The 3854-nt window shown below is 64.5% G+C and carries 6 protein-coding genes and 1 tRNA gene; 3 read left to right on the plus strand and 4 right to left on the minus strand.

Annotated elements, in window-relative coordinates; all coding sequences use genetic code 11:
- On the plus strand, positions 1-543 hold a 543-nt coding region (locus AUC71_RS13370; RefSeq protein ID WP_069624650.1), incomplete at its 5' end, for a hypothetical protein.
- Here the strand turns inward: AUC71_RS13370 and AUC71_RS13375 are convergent.
- The 3 genes from AUC71_RS13375 to AUC71_RS21445 all read right to left on the minus strand — a co-directional run bounded on the left by AUC71_RS13375 (position 526) and on the right by AUC71_RS21445 (position 2189).
- Entirely contained in the window at positions 526-1062 is a 537-nt protein-coding gene (locus AUC71_RS13375; RefSeq protein WP_244500962.1) for a haloacid dehalogenase type II, read from the minus strand. The two genes, AUC71_RS13370 and AUC71_RS13375, sit on opposite strands and share 18 nt — an antisense overlap.
- Positions 1063-1317: 255 nt before the next feature.
- Positions 1318-1614: a hypothetical protein gene (locus AUC71_RS21440; protein ID WP_244500963.1), complete on the minus strand. Its 297-nt coding sequence runs from the start codon at positions 1612-1614 to the stop codon at positions 1318-1320.
- Positions 1539-2189, minus strand: a complete 651-nt coding sequence (locus AUC71_RS21445; protein ID WP_342021865.1) for a radical SAM protein — start codon at positions 2187-2189, stop codon at positions 1539-1541. Before AUC71_RS21445 ends, AUC71_RS21440 begins: the two co-directional genes overlap by 76 nt.
- A gap of 228 nt (positions 2190-2417) precedes the next feature.
- Here AUC71_RS21445 and AUC71_RS13385 point away from each other — a divergent pair.
- Both AUC71_RS13385 and AUC71_RS19725 read left to right on the plus strand, forming a co-directional pair.
- Positions 2418-2491, plus strand: a tRNA-Gly gene (locus tag AUC71_RS13385).
- 72 nt (positions 2492-2563) lie between these two features.
- On the plus strand, positions 2564-2722 hold the full coding sequence (locus AUC71_RS19725; protein ID WP_158007855.1) for a hypothetical protein: 159 nt from the start codon (positions 2564-2566) through the stop codon (positions 2720-2722).
- Here AUC71_RS19725 and AUC71_RS13390 read toward each other — a convergent pair.
- The coding region (locus AUC71_RS13390) for a glycosyltransferase family 2 protein (RefSeq protein WP_141701703.1) at positions 2694-3854 on the minus strand (1161 nt) is incomplete at its 5' end. The genes AUC71_RS19725 and AUC71_RS13390 overlap by 29 nt on opposite strands.

Here is a 3854-nt window from a genome sequence, read left to right on the forward strand (position 1 = left end):
CAAAGCAGCGGAAAGCGAAGCCAAGGACGGCAAGAACCTCGAAGCTACGACACGATGCGCAAGGGCGCCCTGCAGGTCTGGGCGTCCGGGCCGCTTCTCTTTCGCAAGGCCATTTTCGTCACCAAGGCGCCCGAGGGCTTCGGCATCTACGACCCGCGCCCCGAGGGCGCCTTCGCGCCCGGCGAGAAGCTGTTCATCTATGTCGAGCCGGTGGGTTTCACCTGGCAGGAGAAAGACGGCTTGAACCACGCGCAGCTTGTCGCCGATCTCGTCCTCAAGGACGACGAGGGCACGGTGCTCGGCGCGCAGGAGGGGTTCGGAACCTTCACCTTCGACAGCCGTGACGAGAACATGGAGGTGATGACCGCGCTCACCATCGATTTCACCGAGGCCCCGGCCGGGAAATATGCGGCGGAGCTGAAATTTACCGACAAGCTCGGCGACAAGTCGGCCACCTTCGAGCTGCCCTTCGAAATCAAGGAAGAAGGCGACGCCTCGTCAGACGATAGCTCGGAGGACGACACCTCAAGCGCGCAGCCCTAGATAGGCGACGAGGTCGTCCAGATTGCTGCCCACGCCATCCGCTTTCACGCCGAGCACTTCCGGCGGCGCGCCCAGCCGGTTCACCCAGAAGGTCTTATAGCCGAACCATTTTGCGCCCGCCGCGTCCCAGCCGGCGAAGGGCACGAACAGGATGCGGTCGCGGGGCATGCTCAAGGCCTCGATCGCGAGGCGATAGGCGCGGGGGTCTGGCTTATAGGTGCGCACGGCGTCCGTGCTCAGGGCCTGCTCGAAGGTGCCTTCGAGCCCCGCGCTCTCGATCGCGGCCCGCAGCATGTGGGGCGTGAAGTTCGAAAGGAACGCAAGCCGAAGCCCCGCCGTCTTCAGAGTTTCCAGCGCCGCTGCCGCGTCGGGCCAAGCCTTGAGGGTGAGGTAGCCGTTCATGATCTTCTCGACCTGGCGCGGCGAAAGCGCCACGTCTGTCGCCTCGGCCGCATAGAGCAGCCCATCCCGCGTGACCTTCCAGAAGTCTTCGTACTCGCCGGCCGCGTGCGCAGCCACGTGTAGGCGAATTGCCGGTTGCGCCAGAGCTCGCCGAGGCTCTTGCCCCGGCCCGGCGCCATCGTCTCGAGGCTTTCGAAGATCGGACGTGGATCGAACACCGGAAAAGCATCGAACAGGACGAGTTCTATCTTCGCGTCCTTGTTAACCTCCTCGGCGTTTGAAACCGAAGGCAGCAACGCAGTGGCAAGCGTGCTTGCGGTTAGGCCAAGCGTATCGCGGCGTGTCAGCGGCATGAAATCCCCCGAAGACAGGTTATGCCGAGCAGGCGCCTCCGCCAAGAACGCAGAATTTGGCACAATGGGGATGGCAGAGTTTGACGGCCCCATGGTCGAACATGCCGCCGTTTGCGCGCCCGGCCTCGGCCAGTGTGCTGCCCATCTCGAAAGCGGGATCGTAGGCAAGCAACGTACACGGCAGCACCACCGGCGCGTCCGCTCCTTGCCGCTTCACCACCATGCGGCTCGACGCGCACATCACCTCGGAAGGGGATTTTCCGAGAATGCCCCAGCAACTCTCGGTGATCTCGGGGACCTCCGCCCGTACGTCCATCTCGGGGAACAATACGAGAGAGGCCGGGTCGTGCGCGCTGACCGGCCAACCACGCCACCTGATAAGCACGGCGTAGCCGGCCCGCGCATCGGCCTCGGCTTCTCCCCAGCAAGTGCGTCCTGCGAGCGACAGCGAAAAGCCGTTGGCCGCGAGCCAGTCGAGGCCTCGAGGGTCTTGTCGAAGGAGCCCGGGCCGCGCTCCTCGTCGTGAAAGGCCTTAGCGTAGTGGTCTAGGCTGACCCTCAAAGTGAGACGGTCGCCATAGGCCTCGCGCAGCGCCAGCAGACCTTCGCGGAGGTTCAGGCGCAGCATCGGCTGCATGGCGTTGGTCAGCACCAGCGCCGAGAGGCCGCGGCTTAGCGCGTCCTCGAGCAGGCCGAGTATCTCCGGGTTCATGAACGGCTCGCCGCCCGTGAAGCCGATCTCGGTCACGGGCCAGCCGTCGCGGGCGATCTCGTCGAGATAGGCGGCGGCTTCCGTGCGCGTGATGTAGACGAGCCGGCCGTTGCTGGGGCTCGATTCGATATAGCAATTGCGGCAGGCGATGTTGCAGAGGCTGCCGGTGTTGATCCACAGGGTCCGAAGGCGATCGAGGCTGCGCGCGCGCGCCGCTCCCCGGCCGCTGTCCGGTCCGGGTCGGCAAACTTCGCGTTGGCCATGGCGAACGCGGCATCCGTCATAAAAACCCCTCCAGCTAGACCATTAACGATCGCTCGCGCCCTAACCGCAAGACCGGCCGCCTTCACCAGTGCGTGAAGGCAAGTTGCTTTTCTTAAGTCCTGGGTCGTTGTATTGAGGCTGAAGGCGGGTGTAGCTCAGTGGTAGAGCAGTAGCTTCCCAAGCTACGTGTCGGGCGTCGATTCGCCTCACCCGCTCCAATTCCCTTTCAAGGCGAAACATCCTGTCGTGCTCCGCGTTTTCCCCGGTAGGGGCAACGAAAGGAGCTCGAAATGGAATATCCGGCAGGCTGGCTTTGGGTGCTGATCGGCATCGGCGTAATCGTCCTCGGCGCAATGATCGTCTGGAATCAACGGCGCCGCCGCTTGAGCTACCCCGAGAAGCGCGAGCAGGATGAGGTGGTCAAGGAGAACTACCGCGAAGGCGGTTAGGCCGGCCGTGCTCGGTCTTTTCCCATTTGAATGGCGCGGTGACGAACTGCCACAAAGCGCGATAGGCCGCTGCTGAGATCAAGAGCCAATAGAGCGGCATCAGCGGCACGTGCGACAGAAGTTGGCTGAGCCCGCGCCCGCGCGCGGCAAGCAGCGCCAGTCCCATGGCGGCGGCATAGCCGGTGATCAAGGCGAACCAGGCGACCGCCCAGAACGGTGCGCCGATGAGGCTTCCGGGCAGCGCGAGCAAATTGCCGCCGAGCATCTCGCCGGCCACGAGCACGTAGAACCAGGGATGCACCAGCGCTGATAGGATGGTGCCGCCGACCATCACCTGAAAGGCGAAGAAGCCGCGCGGCCCAAGCTCCCGCCAGAGCGCGCGGGGCTCACGCATATGCACGAGCCAGGTCTGCACGAATCCCTTGAGCCAACGGGTGCGCTGACGGATCCAGCCGCTGAACCGCGGCGGCGCTTCCTCGTAGGTCGTGGAGTTGATGACCGCGCAGCGATAGCCGCCGCGGGCCAGACGCGTCCCGAGGTCGGCGTCTTCGGTCACGTTGAATGGGTCCCACGCCAACAGCCATTTGAGGGCCGCCACACGGAAATGATTTGAGGTGCCGCCGAGAGGAATGGGCAGCTTCAGCCGGTCGAGCACGGGTAACAGACCGTCGAACAAGGCTGAGTATTCGAGCGTGAATTGCCGGGTCAGAAAGCTTTCTTGCGGATTGTAGATATTGAGCCGCGCCTGCACCGTGGCGAGATTAGGCGGCCCGGCGCGGAATGCCGCGTAGGCGCGGCGGAGTTGGTCGCGCTCGGGCCGGTCCTCCGCGTCATAGATCACGAGATATTCTCCGCGGGCGAGCGGCAGGGCGTAATTCAGTGCCTTCGGTTTGGTGCGTGGTGCCAAGTCCGGCACGATGACGATTTCGACATGCCCCGGCAGAGCCAGTGCGCGCGCTGCGGCCACCGTTTCAGCGTCCGCCGCTTCGAGGATCAGCTTGATGTCAAGTTTCGCCGCGGGCCAATCGAGCTGCGTGAGCGCGCGCAGGAGCGGCGGCAGCATATGCGCCTCGCCGTAGAGCGGCGCGAGGATGGTGTAGGTCGGAAGTACGGCGTCGGCGTCGCGCGGCGC

Origin of the sequence: Methyloceanibacter marginalis, assembly GCF_001723295.1 — a bacterium.
GTDB lineage: Bacteria > Pseudomonadota > Alphaproteobacteria > Rhizobiales > Methyloligellaceae > Methyloceanibacter > Methyloceanibacter marginalis.